We start from the raw sequence: 16,936 nt of genomic DNA on the forward strand, positions 1-16,936 counted from the left end.
ATGGCGATAAAAGAACGAATTCGTGAAATGCCGCTTGAGCAGGTCATGGGTGAACGATTTGGGCGATATTCCAAATACATCATTCAGGAACGGGCTCTGCCGGATATTCGTGATGGCTTGAAACCAGTGCAAAGAAGAATCCTTTACGCAATGTATCAGGATAACAACACGTACGACAAGCCATTTAAAAAAGCAGCCAAGGCTGTAGGAAATATCATGGGTAATTTTCACCCCCACGGCGACAGTTCCATTTATGGCGCGCTGGTTCACTTATCACAAGGCTGGAAAATGCGTGAGCCGTTAGTTGAAATGCACGGTAACAATGGTTCAATGGATGGTGATGGTCCAGCTGCCATGCGTTATACGGAATCGCGGCTGAACAAGATTTCTAATATGCTATTGCAGGACATTGACAAAGAAACCGTCAATATGGTGCTTAATTTCGATGATACGGAATATGAACCGACGGTGTTACCGGCAAGATTCCCCAACCTGCTAGTTAATGGTTCAACGGGGATTTCCTCAGGATATGCCACAGATATTCCGCCACACAATCTGTCAGAAGTAATTGATGCCACGATATATTTATTAAAGCACCCAGATGCCACGCTAGATGACTTAATGAAGTATGTTCAGGGGCCCGATTTTCCTACTGGTGCAATTGTCATGGGCCAAAAGGGATTGCGCGAGGCTTATGAGACTGGGCGCGGCCGTATCCAGGTGCGGGCTAAGACTTCAATTCAAGAAATCCGTGGTCATCGGCAAGAAATCGTAATTACCGAAATTCCATTTGCCGTCAATAAGGCTTTGATGGTTAAGAAGATGGATGAAATCCGTCTTAATAAGGAAATTGACGGGATTGCAGAAGTTCGCGATGAAACCGACCGGCATGGTTTATCAATTGTTGTTGAGCTTAAGAAAGATGCTGACGCGCAAAATATCTTGAACTATCTGTTCAAGAATACCGAGCTACAGGTGTCTTATAACTTTAACATGGTTGCAATTGATAATATGACGCCCGTTCAAGTTGGCTTAAAGCATATTTTGGCTTCCTACCTTGACCATGAAAAGGACGTTGTGATTAAGCGGACCAAGTTTGATTTAAATAAGGCACAAAACCGGTTAGAAATCATTCAGGGTCTAATTCACGCAATGGACATCTTGGATCAAGTAATTAAGGTTATTCGGGCATCCAAGAATAAGGTGGATGCTAAGAAAAATTTGATGGCTGAATTTGACTTTACACTAAGACAGGCAGAAGCCATTGTATCTTTGCAGCTGTATCGTTTAACCAATACTGATGTTGATGCTTTAATTGCGGAACAAACTGATTTAAATAAAAAGGTTGATCAATATCAGCAATTGTTATCTGATAAGAAGGTCTTAGAAAAAGAAATTATTCGCGAGTTATCAGCTGTTAAACGAGAATTTGGTAATCCGCGGCGAACAACAATTTCTACTGCCACTGCTAAAATTCAAATTGATGAGAAAGCATTGGTTGCTGATGAACAAGTTCGGGTTTTAATTAGTCATGATGGTTATTTAAAGCGCTCTTCCTTACGTTCATGGCAATCAAGCGATGATGCAGAAAACGGCTTACCTGATGGTGACGACGTTGTCTTTGAAAAGACAATTTCAACTTTAGCTAACTTATATCTGTTTACTAATCGTGGGAATGTCATCTATCGGCCGGTTCACGAGCTCGTTGAAGCAAAATGGAAAGAAACAGGGCAGCACCTGTCGCAAGAAATCGGTTTACCAAGTGAAGAACAGATAATTCACGTCTTTGCGTTTGATAAATTGGACAAGAATATTAACTTCCTGCTAGCTACTAATGATGGCTATATTAAGCAACTAGAACTGGCTAATTTACAACCAACTAGGACATATCGTTCTAGAGCAATGGCTGCTATGAAGATGAAGTCACAGGCAAGCCAAGTGGTCCGTGTTGATGTTGTTCAACCTGATACAAAGGCAGAAATCATCTTATTCACACATGATGCTTATGCTGTTCGCTATGACGTAAGTGAAATACCAACATCTGGAGCTAAAGCTGTTGGAGTTAAATCAGTTAATTTGAAGGATGATGATTTTATTGTGTCCTACATCTTAGTTGCTCCTGAATATCTTGACTTAATTAAAGTTGGTTTGATTACACAACGAGGTGCTTTTAAGCAATTCAAAGTTAAGTTGATTAATAAGGTTTCGCGTGCTAAACGAGGCGTGCTCGTTCTACGTGAGTTAAAGACAAAGCCCCATCGGATTTCAGCATTAGTATCTTACGGTCAAAATCATATTTTAATAATTGTTTCTAGTAGTAAAAGAAAAGTAACTTTGCAAACTAATGATTATCCGTTGGGAGATCGTTACTCAAATGGATCGTTTGTAATTGATACAGTAAGTGATGGTCAACCTGTTGATCTGATTTTGGGACAGCCGTTAAATCGTAAATAGTTGAAGGGCTTACAACTTATAAATAAAAATTTCAAAAATCGTTTATAAATTTGTAAAATATTTTAAATTATGCTTTGACATGAGCGCGATTTTATCTGATAATACATGTAAATATATTCTTACTAAGATAGAGGAAGTTTTTTACATGCCTAAAACAGATACAATACTTTCAACAAAGTCATTACATTATTTTTTACAACTAATCGATACAATGAATTATACGCAGGCCGCTCAAATATTGGGCATTACACAACCTGCGCTGACGCAGCAAATCAAAAAGATTGAGCATTCAATTGGAACACCGCTGTTTGGTCAAATGGGGAAGAAGCTCTATTTAACTGAAGCTGGTAAAGAACTGCAGACGGGTGCTATTAAGCTATTAAATACAATTAACTCAGTTGTAAGCGACATTCAAGAGTTTACTCAAGCTGATAAAGGTCAAATCTCAATTGGTATTTTGGATAGCATTAATTCAGAAATATTGCGCAAGTTCTTGGTTGGTTTCAACCAAAAGAATCCTGATATTGTTCTTAATGTGACTTACTATGACCGCAAAAATTTATGGTATAGCTTAGATAATAACTTAATTGATATGGCAGTTATGTTCTGGCCTGACAGTACCAAGAAGAGCCAGGCTGAATTGCAGAATCAATACGAGCACACAACGGTTTATGAAGATCGATTAACGGTCTTAACACATAAGGATACAGTTGAGGCAGGGCAGTCATATCCGATTTCTCGCTTTGCCCACCGTGAATGGGTTGCTTATCCAGATGGTTTTTACTTAACTCAATTAATGAAGAAAAAGCTGAGTAATAAGACTAACATCAAGAACTGCTTAACTGTTCCAATCAGCTTGTCATCAACAGAGCAATTAATTAAGACGGCTCAAGAAACTGATTACGATACATTTATCAGTGAGGCATATTACCAAGCTCATAAAGATGAGATTAAGTTGACACCAATTTATTTAAAAGAAGTTGAGCCATTTACTGTTTCATTAGTTTATCGTAAAGGTAAAAAGGCTGTTCCTCGGATCAATAATATTTTGACCGAATTTAAAAATTTCTTGGATAAATAACGTCTATTAGCTAAAATAGAATAGAACGATAAATTTTATAAAAGAAGAAAGAGGAAGATTAATGGAAAAAGAGTTAGTTTTTGGTCACCAAAATCCTGATACTGATGCGATTGGTACCGCAATAGCTTACTCATACTTGCAAAACAAGTTGGGTTTTAACACTGAAGCTGTAGCACTTGGCGAACCTAATGATGAAACTGCTTATGCTTTAAATAAGTTTGGTTTTGAAGCACCACGAGTAATTAAGACTGCTGCTAATGAGGTTGACAAAGTAATGCTGGTCGACCATAATGAGCCGCAACAGAGTGTCTCTGACATTGATCAAGTGACGGTAACGCATGTTGTTGACCACCACCGGATTATGAACTTTGATACTAGTGCACCATTGTTTTATTTAGCAGAACCTGTTGGTTGTACAAGTACAATTATGTGGAAGTTGTACAAGCACTTTGGTGTTGAAATTCCGCAAAACATCGCGGGAATTATGTTGTCAGCAATTATTTCTGATACTTTGCTGCTCAAGTCGCCAACTACTACTGATGACGACCGCGACGCTGTTGAGGCTTTAGCTAAAATAGCTGGTGTTGATTACAAGACTTATGGTCTTGATGAATTAAAGGCTGGTACTAACATTGCATCTAAGTCAGAAGAAGACTTAATTGACTTAGATGCCAAGAGCTTTTCACTTAATGGCAAGAACGTTCGGGTTGCTCAAATTAACGTTGTTGATCTGCCGGAAGCAATGGAACGCAAGGATGCCTTCTTGAAGGCAATGCAGGCAGCATCAGATGCTAATAACTACGACATGTTTATGCTGTTAATTACCAATGTTCTTGATTCTGATTCAACTGCGCTTGTAGTTGGTTCAGATGAGGCTCAAGCAGCATTTGAAAAAGCATTTGGTAAGGTTACAGACTCAGAAATCAGCTTACCGGGAGTTGTTTCGCGTAAGAAGCAAGTTGTTCCACCGTTGACTGAAGCTTTTAACTAAAATTGGCTAACAAAAAGACGAAGTAGGGAATTAATCCTACTTCGTCTTTTTTGATTTTTAAAAATTAGTCTTTGTTAATTTCTTTGGCTAAGATAATGAAAGACTTGCATACACGTTCAGCCTTTTCAGGAGCCATTTTTCTTAATTCGTTAAGAACCTTCTTGATGAAAACTGGAGTATTATCTTGATGATTTTCTACCTTAACTTCTTTGAAGCGGTAAGCGTTCATGATAATATCTGGTGTTGTTGTATTCAAAGCTCTGGCAATTGAATCAAGCTTTTGAATACTAATGTTTTGGTTCTTAGTACGCTCAAGACGTGAAATAAAGTTAACTGACAAATCACTTAATTCAGCGAGATCCTCCTGTGTCAATTTTTGTTCACGTCGTCGACGGCATATTTCTTTTCCTAAATTTATACTCATGGAATAAATCAACCCTTTCAAAAAATAATAAGTATAATAAGTATAATCTTTAATTTCAAGTAACCGATTTGAAATTAAAAATTATTTTTAAAAACCCCAGATAGTATTGTAGGACATTTTGCTGAAAATTTAAATAAAAATGCACCTAGAAAAATTCAACTTAAAATAAAAAAGGAAAAAAGTGGCAAATATTATCTTAAATGGCGTAATTGCTTGTCACATGGGAAAGTTAAACAAAAAGATTAAAGTATAGTTAATTATTAAATGCCATGTATTTAATTTTTACCTAGTAATCGCTTAAATTTTACAATTTTTAAAATATAGGATCCTTAAATGACTTTCAAATTAAATAATTACTTGGTTTAAGTAAGTAATTATTAATTTTGATCTGGTAAACTTAGCGTGGTCAGTAACTTGTTTTGCCAAATTTATCCAGTAAAATCAACAATTAAGCAGCTATTATCTTTGTAAGAAAAAATTATGGGGTAACAGTCGAGAAGAAGAATATAAAAGAGTAAATACTAAAATTATTCTAGATATAACTTCGTATAATATATATTATGTAAAGTTAATTAGAAAAATAATTATTTTCAAGAAGAGTTAGCGCTGACTGGCTTTAAATTATGGCCTATTGTAAATAATTAGATTAAGTAACTGTATTTTGATACAAAGATTCAATTTGTATTCTTACAAGCTTTATTTATAACTGCTGAGAACGTAATTCTACAATCAAATGAAATTATTTTGGCTGATAACTGATTACCTGTTAATCTAGTTAGTTTGAATTTGTTAATTGCTGGTAAGTAATTAAAGTACAAAGTGGTAATGATTGAATTTTTTATGCAAGGATTTATATGATTTGTATTTTGTATATAAATGAGTAATTAATTTAATTGTGAGTGTCGGTATTAAGTTTTGTTGAATTGCTATCATTAAAACTATAATTTTAATGATAGGTATAAACGGCTAAGTATCAGTGTTTTTTAGCTAAATTGTTTTAACTAACTGAACTTATTTAATTACTTATAGATATAGATAATTTTTAAAATTCATAAAAATATCTATAAAGACTGAATTTATTTTTAACAAAAGTTATTTGCTACAACTTACTTCGTTAAGCCCGCTAGTCTCCCTCCTCTGCTCGCTTATAGCACTTTCATAATCCAAAATTCGAACATACATTCTGTTTTTGCTTTATAATTATTAAATGTAATCAACTTTTTAAGGAGAATAGATTTGTGGAAACTAAAAAGTATTTAGACTTAATTGAAGCTGAGCTTAAAGGTATGCCGGATTTTGTCAAGGAGTACAATTTTGGTACTACCCATTCGTTAACGACAACATATCAATATTTAACAGAAATTCGGCGCTTTTTTGACTGGCTGCGTCAAGAAGGAATCTCATCTGCACCAGATAATAGTCAGATGAGTGTTGACACACTGGCTAATTTACGGCGCAATGATATTATGCTGTACATTAACTATTTGGGGCACGTGAAAAATCAACAGGGACATTTAAATTCACCGACAACGATTAATCGGTCAATTAATGCCTTACGCTCCCTATTTAAGTTTTTAACGATTACAGCTGATAACAATGATGGTCAGCCCTACTTTGAACGCAATGTCATGCTCAAAATCGACTCACTTAATAATACTAAGACGTTGAATTATCGGGCGCATATTCTTGAATCACACATGTACATTGGTAAATTAAAATATCAGTTTCTTGATTTTATTGAAAATGAGTACGAGCAGCACTGCAATAAGCAGGCATTGCCAGCCTTCAAAATCAATAAAGAACGCGATATGGCAATTATTGCCTTGATTTTAGGAACGGGAATTCGAGTTTCTGAATGTGCTGGCGTTAACTTGGCAGATTTGAACTTAAAAAAAGCTACACTTGATGTAACTCGTAAAGGTGGTCAGCGCGACAGTGTTCCAATTGCCGAATGGACTTTGGATTATATTATTGAATATCAAAAAGTTAGACGTGAGCGTTATTCTACTACTAAGAAAGAAACGGCATTTTTCTTAACGCGGTGGCACCAGCAAACAAAAAGAATGACCACTAACGCGATTGAAAAAATGGTCAACAAGTATTCTGCTAGCTTCGGCCACCCGCTGACGCCACATAAATTGCGTCATACGCTTGCTTCTGAGCTCTATGGCGTGACTAAGGACCAGGTGCTTGTAGCACAGCAGCTTGGTCAAAAAGGTACCTCAGCGACTGATTTGTATACGCATGTCGATCAAAAGAAACAACGTGACGCATTAAACGAAATTTCTGAAACAGAAAATAAATAAAAAAGTGTCTGGAAAAAACTCTGATTTTCACAAATATATTTTAATGGTTTGTATAAAAGTCGAATACTACAAAAAACTAACTTAAGTTAGTTTTTTGTAGTATAAGCCGATTAATTATTTATATTCAAAAAGGAACGTTAATCTTTGAAATTAACGTTCCTTGTCATATCTAGTTTGTTTCCAGACACTTTTGATATAAAACTACGATATTTTTATTGATGCTTATCAAACCATTCTTTAATATCATGCATTCTGTGGATTCTAAGAGATGGCAAGCCATTACGTGACACGCCATGGAATGATTGCGGGTAACGAATCATGTCGGTCTCTGCCCCTGCCAGCTTGACGGCAGTAAAGAATTCTTCACTTTGTGAGATTGGACAACGCATATCCCATTCACCATGGAGTAATCTAATCGGCGTTGTTACATTTTGGGCATAAGCTAACGGAGACATTCGCCAATATTTTTTAAGGGCTTCGTTGTCGCTGAATAAATTAGCCTGTAGTTCTTGACGGTCGAACCAATAACCGATATCTGAGGTGCCATTCATGCTGATCCAGTCACTGACACAGCGCTGGGCAACCGCTGCTTTAAACCGTTTGGTGTGCCCTACAGCCCAAGTTGTCATGAAGCCGCCGTAAGAACCACCAGCGATGTATTGATGGTTCTTATCTAATTCAGGAAAATGCTCTAAGGCATAATCCAGGCCAGCTAAGACATCAGAAAAATCATTCTCGCCATAATGGCCGTCGACATCATTACAGAATTTTTGACCGTATGTGGTTGAGCCACGTGGGTTAACATAAACTATTCCATAACCCCAACTAGCTAAAACTTGAAATTCATGGAAAAAGGCTTCACCATAGGCTGCATGTGGACCACCGTGAACATACAACAATACTGGAGACTGTTTAGGCTTGTTTGCTGCAGGCAAGTACCAGCCTTCCAATTCCTGTGTTTTATCTTTAGACAGATAAGTGAATTTTTGCGCTTTAAGATAACTATGAGTCCGTTCAAAGTCATGATTAGGATTATACAACTGACTCGTGGTTTTAGTTTTAAGGTCAAAAAGTAATAATTCACTTGGCAATGCCTGTTTTGAAACTGTCAAAAGCAATTTTTGTGGGCTAGCTGCACAAAAGTCAGTGATATCTTCGGCTTCATCGCGAATTAGTTGTACAGTATCCCGATTACCCAGGTACAGTTGACTATGACCATGATGTAAGGCAGTAAAAACATACTGTTTATTATCTAACCAAACTACACTGTTACTGCATAAATTTTGGGTAAAATCTGCAGTTAGAGCCGCTTCATATCCTACATCAATATCGAGCAACTGCTGAGTTAAATTAGTTAATTGCTTAGTTTCTAAGGAATACAGCCACAGATCGTTAATGGTTTGTCCTGGATAACTGTTATCATTACCGACCAATGCCAAAGTCTTGCCGTCCGGTGAAAATGCTGCGGCAGAAAAACTCCCTTGAGCAACATTAGTAGTAATCAATTGGGTTTTGCCTGTCTTTTCGTTATAAAGATACACTGCCTTGGTGTAATCAATATCGGTATCAAGTTCAGGCTGGCGCCCCCTGATATAAGCAATATTAGTTCCTGCCTTAGCGACCGCTGCTAATTCAAAATCGTCTTTCGTTGTAAATAAAACCGTTGCTTCTTGCATTAGTTTATCTATCTTAATCAGTGAAAATTCGGCATCATTTTCAAACCAACCATAGCCATCTAAGCGTCCATTCAGCTTTGTTACGTGTCTAACTTCTGGGAATTTTTCCGTTTTGAATTTAGGCTTTTCCTGAGTTTTCTTACTCTTCACATACAAAGCTTGCGCATCATTGGAAACAACTAATTCTTGAACTGAAGTGTCTTTACCATCAGTTAATAAGAAAGGTTGTGCGCTGCCCCCGTCAATTGGCATCCTGTAAAGCTGCGGCTTTTCACCGTCTTCTTGATGAAGATAATAGAGAAAATCTCCCAATACTCGCGGACTACTGTTTAATCCTTCTCGACTCCAAACGCGATAGTTTTTGTCTTGATCAAGACTAACTAAATTGGCTAAATAACTGTTGCTGTCTTTTTTAATAAAATTTTCAGTAAAGAAGATTTTATTATCGTAAAATCGTACTTGCGAAACTGATCTCAACTGATAAAGGTCTTCTGGTGCGATATTTTTCGTCATAAAGCTTCACTCCTTTGATTAATTAAATTAAATATTATTTCATTATTTATTAATTTAATTAATCTTACTATTCTGACCTTTTTTGTCAATCCTTTTTCTAACTAATAAAACACACAATTGACAGTAGTTTCTCGCCAATCGTGTGTTTGAAGTTTTATTCAAAAGTTGTTTGCCAGTTAGGATCATGATATGCATCAAAACACGCTTTAATTTCTGCTTTGCTGTTTCGTTCAGCTGATAACTTAGGTAGGTTTTTAAGACTAAAATAGCAGCAGTCAGTAGTTTCCGTGTTTTTGACAAATTCGCCACCAACTTCACGGCATAGGAAGAAAACATCAATGACATTAATTGCTCGCTCACCCCGAATTGTATGTACATGGTTGCGAATCGTAATAACTCGTTCGGCAACCACGTCACGACCTGACTCCTCTTTGGCTTCTTTAATACAATTCTCTTTGACGGACATATTAGGTTCGCACCAGCCACCAGGCATTGACCAAGCACCATCTGTGGTTTCTCGCACTAACAAAATTTGATCATCTTTAAAAATCGCTGCACGAGTGCCCAATTTAGGCGTCTGGTAGCCGTCATCACTGCTGAATAATGACTTAACTTGCCTGAGTGGCAAACCAGTTTTAGCGGCCATCATTTCGGTGGCAATAGCCCTAATTCGCTCATAGCGCTCTAAGTCAAACTTGTCATGACCATACTCCAAGCCGTTTTGAGCTAAGCTTTGTAATTCAATTGCCCAATCAGTAAACTGATCTTTTTTATCCATGTTTTCTCCTTTAAATATCATAGAAAAAGCAGCTGTAACAGCTGCTAATTATTTTGTTAAATCAATTTTGTCAATGTCAATCATCCAGCCAATGGCAAGTGATTTTTCACCTAAATGAGTTGCAATGCCGGGACTAAATCTGGTGATTGAAATCGTCTTATCTGGAAATTCTTTTAATAAAAATTCATTTGCTTGCTTAACCTGGCTTTCATCATTTGAGTCAATAATGAATAATTTAATTTTGTCCTTGTATGGCAATTGGTTAATTTTCTCAACTACTAAACTCTCCATTTTGATAAACGCTCGTTTCATTGACCGAATTTTGTCAAACGCGATGATTTCTCCGTCTTTAAAGGTTAATAACGGCTTAATATTAAGCATCGAACCAATAAAAGCACTGGCATTACTTAAACGGCCACCACGACTTAAGTTTTTTAGGTCGTTAACGACAAAAACTTCATCAATTGTTGCTCTGATTTTTTCTAAGTGATCAAGAATGGTCGTTAAATCTAAGCCATTTTTGATCATTTTTGCAGCAGCCAAGACCAAATTACCCTGCAAACGCACAGTCATCTTGGTATCAACTGGATGAAGATTGTATGCTGGGTGACTCTGGGCAATGTTACATAAATTTTGATAGAAACCTGAAATGCCACTAGAAAGTGTAATAGCGATAATTGCTTCGTATCCTTCTTCATGTAGCTTGTCAAAAAGGCTAATCATACTGCCCATACTTGGCTGTGAGGTTTTAGGAAAGTCAGCACCCTCTCGCTGCAGCTCGAAAAGCTTGTCGGAAGTAATATTGACACCTTCTAAATATTCTTCATTACCAATAATAATTGGAATTGGCACAATAATAATATTATTGTCTTCAGCTTCTTGTTTAGTTATAACGCTAGTACTATCGGTAACTAATGCAATTTTCATCTAATTAACCTTTCGCTTATTAATATGTGATACAAGAGAAATTATAGCATAAAAATAGGCGGGCATTCTACTATCTATCTAAAGAGACTTTACTGTTTCTAAGTTAGTAGCCAATTGATTAATTGAGGTGCTTAACTGCACAACGTCGTTTGGTGAAAAGTCCTTGAAGAGAACTTCTTCAATTTGCTTTAAAGCAGCCTTTAATTCAGCAGCTTTTTGCGTGCCAGCCTTGTTTAAAACAACCGATTTACTGGAGTTACTCTCAGAACGAGTAATTTCAACTAAAGCCAAAGTCTTTTTCTGTTGTAATTGTCTACTTAATGTTGATAAAGAGATATTTAGTTTTTCTGCTAAGCTTCCCATTTTCAATGGCTGATTACCACTTTTATCAAAGTATAGTAAAATTCTTGTTTGCGATAAGTTTAACCCACATTTACGACTAATTTCATTTTTAATTTGCACAGCAATCGTGCTAAAACATAAAATATCCATTCAACTAACCCTTTTCCTCTAACTAACTAAAAGATAAAATTATTTCCCATATTATAAATTTCAGCCATAAAAATGCTGAAAAGCATTGTTAAATAAGCACTAATTAGATTTGTGAAAGTGTGAAACAATAATATTAAGTGTGCAAATAATTTTATTGTGAAACATTCTAGTATTAATTTCAACTTATGAATAATAAATACCAATATTCATTAATATATATTACCAGTATAGCATCTTTTTGCAATAGTTTGTTTAGCTAATATTAAATTTGTTAATATATTGCTACTGTACGTTATTTTAAGAAATTTGGTATCATGATATTTATACTTATTGCTAAATAATTGGTATAATAGAGTTCGTATTTTGAGGTGATCTTTATGGCATTTGACGGCTTATTCATTCATAGCCTATTAAACAGCGTAGCCCCAGCTCTTGTTGGTGGCCGCTTATCAAAAATTTACCAGCCTTTTAACCAGGATTTGATTTTAACTTTTAGAAAAGAACGCAAAAATCAGCAATTATTGATTTCTGCAAATGCGCAATATCCACGATTTTACTTAACCAAACAAGTAATTAGTAATCCAGATAAGGCGCCTACTTTTGTAATGGTTCTGCGGAAATATCTTGAAGGCTCAGTTTTACAGTCTATTAATCAGGTTGGAGTTGACCGAATTATTAACTTTTGTTTCAGTAATCGTAATGAACTCGGAGATCAGGTGCAACTTGATTTATCAGTTGAATTGATGGGGCGCCATAGTAACGTAATTTTATATGACCAAACAAGCGGCCATATAATTGATTTATTGAAGCGGATTAATCCTGATGAAAACCGAGCACGAATTCTATTACCTAAGGCAAAATATGAATTGCCACCCCTTAATCCGGGTTTAAATGGCTTTGAGTTAACGGAAAGTGACTTTAATCAGGAAATGGCTGACTGCGAGCCAGCAGCTTTTGCTAAGAAAGTTGGCGGTTTAGACCGAGATGATCGAGATGAACTGACCGGCTATTTGGAAGATGATAATACTTACTCAACCTTCAAAATTTTTATGCAGCAATTTAATAAGTCTGGCGCGTTTATTTTAAAAACACCTAACAACAAGCGGAAAATCTTCCCTTACCTTCCCTATCATTTGGATTTAGTGCAAGAGAGTACGGATTCAGATTTGAACCATGCTCTTGATGAATTTTATCAATATCAGTCTAATCGTGATTGGGTTAAGCAAAAGGCAAGTCAAGTTGAGCGAATTATTAAAAATGAGCAAAAAAAGTTAAGTAAAAAAATCATCAAACTTAATAAGCAGCTTAATCAAGCGGAAAATTCCGAAGGGTATCGGATTCGGGGCGAAATTTTAAATGCAAATTTGCGACAAGTTAAGCCAGGAATGACGAAGATTTCTTTGCCAAATTATTATGATAATAATCAACCGATTGAGATTAAGCTTGATGCCGCATTGTCTCCAGCACGTAATGGTCAAAAGTATTTTACCCGTTACAAAAAGCTGCGGGATTCGATTAAGCATGTCAAGCAGCAAATTGATATAGCTCAGAATAACTTGGCCTACTTTGATTCCATTCAAACTGCCATTGATAACGCTGAACCACAAGATATTGACCAAATTACTGATGAATTAATCAGTCAAGGTTATATTCGGCGGCCACAGAAGCAAAAACGCCGAAAAAAAATCACGGAGCACAATTTAAACAAGTTTAAGCTTACCTCCGGTAAAACAGTGCTAGTTGGTAAGAATAATTACCAAAATGATTGGTTAACTCTTAAAAAGGCAAACAAAACCGATTTTTGGTTCCACGTTAAGAATATTCCCGGCTCACACGTAATTTTGCAAGATGACCACCCTACCGATGCAGATATTGCGGAAGCTGCTGAAATTGCGGCCTATTTCTCTAAAGCTAAAGATTCTGCGCATGTGCAAGTTGATTATGTTCAAGATAAGCGAGTTAAGAAGCCCAATGGTGCTAAACCAGGATTTGTTATTTATACCGGACAGAACTCGATTGAAGTTACTCCAGAAAAAGACCGTGTCTTAAGTAAAAGAATAGATTAAAAAAACCGAGAATGCATTGCATTCTCGATTTTGCGTTAGTTATTAAATTTTTAAATTGGTTGCGTGGTTAGTGATAATGATTCTAACACTTGTAAGATTAGTTCTGTAGTTTCAATGCTAGATAAAACGGGAATATGTGTATTTAAAGCCTCGTCTCTGATTCTTATCGCGTCACCGCTTGCTGTATCTGAAAGGTTAGTAATATTAACCACCATCACAATTTTGTGCTGGTGAATTTTTTCTAATAAGTTATTTGGATCCGAATGAACTTTGCTTACCACACCAGTAGTAATTCCGGCTTCAGCGAAGGAATTGGCAGTACCCTCGGTGGCTATAATTTTAAAACCTAACCGGTTAAAGCGTTGTGCCAACTCGGTCATTTTTTTCTTGTCCTCATCACGAACAGAAATAAAAAGAGTGCCGAAGCTTGGAATATGCAGTCCGCTGGCTTCATAACCCTTATAGAGAGCTTTAGCCAGTTCCGTATCGCGGCCCATCACCGATCCAGATGACTTCATTTTGGAATCAAAGGTATTACCACTATTGTAGTCAACGTACGAGAAGACTGGCATCTTAACATGAATAAAGCTGTTTGAATGCCATAGACCCTTTTTACAATTTAAATTAGCTAAATTTTTCCCCGTTAACACTTCTGTAGCGTATGCTGTAATATCTTTACCCAATGATTGCGATAAAAAGGCAACATTGTGCCCTGCATACGGCTTAATTTGTAACAGGTAGATACTCTTATCGACAATTAAAAAGTGAAGTGTGAAGATACCACGCATCTTTAACCGCTTAATTAATTCGGTTGCATATTCAACCAATAACTTTTTGCCAGTTTTAGACAAATTTTGTGGTTTAAAGACCGCAATTGAGTCCGAAGCATGTGAACCCGACTGCTCTAAGTGCTCAATAATTCCCGGAATGGTAACATCTTTACCATCAGAAATTGCCGTAATCTCGTACTTGTTGCCTTCAATGAAGTGTGACAAAGTTACTTTTGATAGTTGTGTTTCCAAAACATACTTCTCTAATGCTGGCTGATCGTAAACTACAGCCGACTTTTGCTTAACCCCCTGGTTGTTAAAACCGCCGATCAAAATGGGAAAATCGTGTTCTTGAATAAACTTTTCTGCTTCCTTAGCGTCAGTAGTTGTCAAAAGAGGATTTTGCTTAAGTGACTTCATTGGTGTTGTCAGCAACTGCTTAATCTTGTCAACGGGATTCTCGCTATGATTTCCTAAAACATTTAAACCACATTGAACTAATTTATCACCTAGTGCGTTAATCTTTTTACCAGAAAATTGGAGTAAAACGTTTTTGATGTTCTCCTTGCGTGTTACCTGAACAATGTTTTCAACTGTGACAGGTTCAAAATAGATGCGATCAGTATATTTATAACTAGTGGCCACGGATTCGTCATTATTGGAAATGAGAATTGTGGCATAATTATTATTATGTAAAGTTTGCACTGCATGACTAATCATGTAGTCAAACTCGCTGGTGACTGACACTTGTGACGGCAACATACCAATCACGAGCACCTTATTGTCAGCAGCAAGTGGCTCGACTTCATCCTGAACGCCAAAAGCACTGTAATAAGCAGAAACATTGGGCCGGTAAACACCTGACGAACCATCAATTTGTAAATAAGATGGTGTCAAATGGATTTTTTTTAGATGCTTTTGCAAGGCATCAAGACTTATTCCAGTTAAATTCGCAATTAATTCATCACGAAAACCGCGCTTTTTAGCTTCAAGAAGTAGTTCATCACTTGGCTTGTCTTCGCTTAATTTTTGTCCAATCTTGACAATGTTTTGCAATTTTTGAAAGTAAACGGGATGCAGCTGTAACAACTGCTGTAATTCTTGATACGAAAATCCTTTAGCAATAGCTGCCAGCAGCTTAATCAGATGCATTTCGTCGGGATGAAGTAAGTCCTGCTTAATTACTTCCTTGTCTTTTTCTGTTTCAGCGACAAATAATTGTACGGCCGTATTGAGATTGACTGTTGAAGCAAGCCCCTTTAAAAATGCAGTCTCAAAATTACGCCCAATACCAATAGCTTCCCCGCCTGATTGCATCCTTTTACCTAAAGAATAGTAGTTTGCACCTAATTGCGTTAATGACCAGTATGGCATGCGCACAGCGACCTTATCTTGAGTTGGCTCAATTGCAGCGTTTAGTCCCGACATGGGGTCCGTAATCTCGTTAAGGCGATAGCCAATCGCAATTTTGCTAACGATATAGCCAACGCTGTAAAGCCCAATTCGTTGTGTCCAAATCACGCTTCTAGTTAACCGCGGTTTAATGGTTAAAATTTTGACATCAAACTTAGTTCCCTGATGTTTAACAGCAAAATGAATATTCAAAATACCAACAATTTTTAAACTAGCTGCAATTTTTTGCGCAATCTGTCTAATGCGTTGCACCTGGTCATTATTCAGGGTCAATGCCGGCATCACCATTGCGGAATCCCCCGCATTAATCGCAACCGGTTCAATCGAATCCGCAAAACTGGTGAATAATACATTGCCATCACCATCACGGATAATATTGACGATGACTTCTTCCCATGAAGACAAGTCTTCAATTAAGCGGTAGTTATCACAGGAAAAGCCTTCACATTGCCGCTCCTTTTTAATGTAATCAACTAAGTCATGCGCTTTATGAAAAATAGTCTGTTTGTTGGGCAAATAACGCTCTTTTTTGACCAGTAAGACAGGAAAAGTAACTTTAGTATCTAATTCATGTGCCAAATTTTCAATGGTAAAATCGGCTAGCTTCCAATTTTGATTAACGATTAGACCGTTTTGTTTAAGAAAAGCGGTCATTTTCTGTTGAGAATTAATCATTAAGGTTTCTTTATTTAGCGTGAGCAACTTAATGCCCATTTGCTGCAAAATCCCATCGTTGACTAAATCCATCGTTACTGACAAACCCGTTGTTGAGCCATATGCAGGAATGATTGCATCGGGTTCTTCCATGCGAATAATCCGCTTTAAGAAGTCCAAGGTCATGGGTTCAAGATAAACAGTTACTCCTGGTCTTTTATCGGTTGAAATTGTTGCTGGATTAGGATTTACAAGGATTACATGAATGTCTTCCTCTAAAAGCGCTCTGATTGCATCAGAAGTCAGTAAATCAGTTTCTGCAACGCTACCTACTAGTGTTGGTCCTGACCCGAAGATTAAAATCTTATCTAAATCATTTTCTAAAGGCATA

The 16,936-nt window shown here is 36.7% G+C and carries 11 protein-coding genes; 5 read left to right on the forward strand and 6 right to left on the reverse strand.

Annotated elements, in window-relative coordinates; all coding sequences use genetic code 11:
- The 3 genes from parC (at position 1) to OZX76_RS04800 (ending at position 4,526) form a co-directional block, all read left to right on the forward strand.
- Positions 1–2,454 carry a DNA topoisomerase IV subunit A gene (gene parC, locus OZX76_RS04790; protein WP_277181419.1) on the forward strand — a complete coding sequence of 818 codons (2,454 nt, stop codon included), beginning with the start codon at positions 1–3 and terminating at the stop codon, positions 2,452–2,454.
- A 145-nt stretch (positions 2,455–2,599) separates the two neighbouring features.
- Positions 2,600–3,535 (forward strand): LysR family transcriptional regulator, encoded by a 936-nt coding sequence (locus OZX76_RS04795; protein ID WP_277181421.1) that lies wholly within the window; start codon positions 2,600–2,602, stop codon positions 3,533–3,535.
- A gap of 61 nt (positions 3,536–3,596) precedes the next feature.
- Complete coding sequence (locus OZX76_RS04800; RefSeq protein WP_277181423.1) at positions 3,597–4,526, forward strand: manganese-dependent inorganic pyrophosphatase; 930 nt, start codon at positions 3,597–3,599, stop codon at positions 4,524–4,526.
- A 64-nt stretch (positions 4,527–4,590) separates the two neighbouring features.
- Here OZX76_RS04800 and OZX76_RS04805 read toward each other — a convergent pair whose 3' ends face one another.
- Complete coding sequence (locus tag OZX76_RS04805; RefSeq protein WP_277132737.1) at positions 4,591–4,950, reverse strand: helix-turn-helix transcriptional regulator; 360 nt, start codon at positions 4,948–4,950, stop codon at positions 4,591–4,593.
- A 1,238-nt stretch (positions 4,951–6,188) separates the two neighbouring features.
- Here OZX76_RS04805 and xerS point away from each other — a divergent pair.
- On the forward strand, positions 6,189–7,256 hold the full coding sequence (gene xerS / locus OZX76_RS04810; RefSeq protein ID WP_277181426.1) for a tyrosine recombinase XerS: 1,068 nt from the start codon (positions 6,189–6,191) through the stop codon (positions 7,254–7,256).
- A gap of 212 nt (positions 7,257–7,468) precedes the next feature.
- On the opposite strand, the gene OZX76_RS04815 is transcribed toward xerS, so the two are convergent.
- The 4 genes from OZX76_RS04815 to OZX76_RS04830 all read right to left on the reverse strand — a co-directional run bounded on the left by OZX76_RS04815 (position 7,469) and on the right by OZX76_RS04830 (position 11,642).
- The gene (locus OZX76_RS04815; RefSeq protein ID WP_277181429.1) at positions 7,469–9,445 is read right to left on the reverse strand and encodes a S9 family peptidase; all 1,977 of its coding nucleotides are present in this window, start codon (positions 9,443–9,445) and stop codon (positions 7,469–7,471) included.
- A 154-nt stretch (positions 9,446–9,599) separates the two neighbouring features.
- Positions 9,600–10,223 (reverse strand): NUDIX hydrolase N-terminal domain-containing protein, encoded by a 624-nt coding sequence (locus OZX76_RS04820; RefSeq protein ID WP_277181431.1) that lies wholly within the window; start codon positions 10,221–10,223, stop codon positions 9,600–9,602.
- Positions 10,224–10,271: 48 nt separating this feature from the next.
- Positions 10,272–11,150: a DegV family protein gene (locus tag OZX76_RS04825; RefSeq protein WP_277181434.1), complete on the reverse strand. Its 879-nt coding sequence runs from the start codon at positions 11,148–11,150 to the stop codon at positions 10,272–10,274.
- Positions 11,151–11,228: 78 nt separating this feature from the next.
- On the reverse strand, positions 11,229–11,642 hold the full coding sequence (locus tag OZX76_RS04830) for a winged helix-turn-helix transcriptional regulator (RefSeq protein ID WP_277181436.1): 414 nt from the start codon (positions 11,640–11,642) through the stop codon (positions 11,229–11,231).
- A 377-nt stretch (positions 11,643–12,019) separates the two neighbouring features.
- Between OZX76_RS04830 and OZX76_RS04835 the strand changes: the two genes are divergently transcribed.
- Positions 12,020–13,708 carry an NFACT RNA binding domain-containing protein gene (locus OZX76_RS04835; protein WP_277181438.1) on the forward strand — a complete coding sequence of 563 codons (1,689 nt, stop codon included), beginning with the start codon at positions 12,020–12,022 and terminating at the stop codon, positions 13,706–13,708.
- A 50-nt stretch (positions 13,709–13,758) separates the two neighbouring features.
- On the opposite strand, the gene OZX76_RS04840 is transcribed toward OZX76_RS04835, so the two are convergent.
- Positions 13,759–16,935 (reverse strand): carbamoyl phosphate synthase large subunit, encoded by a 3,177-nt coding sequence (locus OZX76_RS04840; protein ID WP_277181441.1) that lies wholly within the window; start codon positions 16,933–16,935, stop codon positions 13,759–13,761.
- Between the last annotated feature and the right edge of the window lies 1 nt (position 16,936).

Source organism: Lactobacillus sp. ESL0677, assembly GCF_029392875.1.
Lineage (GTDB): Bacteria > Bacillota > Bacilli > Lactobacillales > Lactobacillaceae > Lactobacillus.